The sequence below is a fragment of the Moraxella sp. CTOTU49803 genome, assembly GCF_032097965.1.
In the GTDB taxonomy this organism is placed as follows: Bacteria; Pseudomonadota; Gammaproteobacteria; order Pseudomonadales; family Moraxellaceae; genus Faucicola; species Faucicola tetraodonis.
The window spans coordinates 1-1,229 of the sequence record NZ_DAMCJP010000029.1; the positions used below are offsets into that span (position 1 = coordinate 1).

Annotated in this window: 2 protein-coding genes; both read right to left on the bottom strand. The window is 38.6% G+C overall.

Annotated features, from left to right (window positions below):
* Window positions 1-601, bottom strand: a 601-nt coding sequence (cobA, locus tag RT422_RS12150; protein WP_313422543.1) for a uroporphyrinogen-III C-methyltransferase, incomplete at its 3' end; no start/stop codon positions are given.
* 182 nt (window positions 602-783) lie between these two features.
* Window positions 784-1,229 (bottom strand): integrase core domain-containing protein (locus RT422_RS12155; RefSeq protein WP_313422544.1); only part of this gene is annotated, 446 nt, incomplete at its 5' end.

Below are 1,229 nucleotides of genomic sequence, written 5' to 3' on the forward strand. Positions count from 1 at the left end.
AAATCACCGTTTGATTATCCGCTAACAACTCAGCATATTGCTCATTCGGCGTATCCGTCTTTAAAAACCCTGTCACAAACTTAACGGATTGGGCATAGTCGCGGTGGGTCAATGGGATATTAACGCTATTGGCAACCGCTAATGCTGTGGTAATGCCTGCAATTGACTCACATGCAATGCCGGCGCTCACTACGGTCTGCATTTCTTCACCACCACGACCAAAGATAAACGGATCGCCTGATTTTAGCCGAATGACGATTTTACCTTGCTTAGCAAGCGTTACTAACAAGCCATTAATATCTTGTTGTGGCATACTGTGCTTTGCACATTTTTTTCCAACGTAAATTTTCTCTGCTGTTGGGTTAATCGCTAAAATCTCATCACTAACCAAATTGTCGTAACAAATAACATCTGCTTTTAAGATAGCTTTATATGCTTTAATTGTGAGTAATTCTGGGTCACCTGTACCTGCACCAACAAGATACACTTTCCCTATTTTAGCTCGAAATTTATCATCCTTTGCACCATGTCTATAAAACGTGTATCCGATATCATCAAAAGCACTGACATCTTGGTAAACTGGACTATTAATTGATGGCATAGGCATTCTCGCTGCAATTTATATATTTGAAAATGAATCAATTTTTAATAATTAATCCATAAATATGGGATTGCAAATACCATGCCTTTTACTATTATATCCTATTGAAAAATGCTATATTTAATTATCGGAATACGTAAGTGTAAATACCCCAAACTTAAAACAACATCAAAGTAGAATAATTAAGCCACCTGTTTATACTCAGCAGGCGTCATATCATTCAATGAATCATGCGGTCGTTCGTGGTTATAAACCTCGATCCATTCATCGGTTAATTGTCTAACCTCATTTAAATTATTGAACAAATAACAATCTAACACCTCATTTCGATAGCTACGATTGAATCGCTCAATATACGCATTTTGGTATGGGCAGCCAGGCTTAATGTAATCAACCAAAATACCATGCGCTGCTGCCCAATCCGTGAAGATACTTGAGGTAAACTCACTGCCATTATCAACGCGAATCTTGTTGGGATAGCCATGGCACTCGGCTAACTGATCCAAATAGCGAATCACCCGTAAAGATGGGATGCTCGTACCAATATCAATGCCTAACACCTCTCGGTTACAATCATCAATAACATTAAAGGTGCGAAAGCGGATATTGTTATGCAACTTGTCACTCA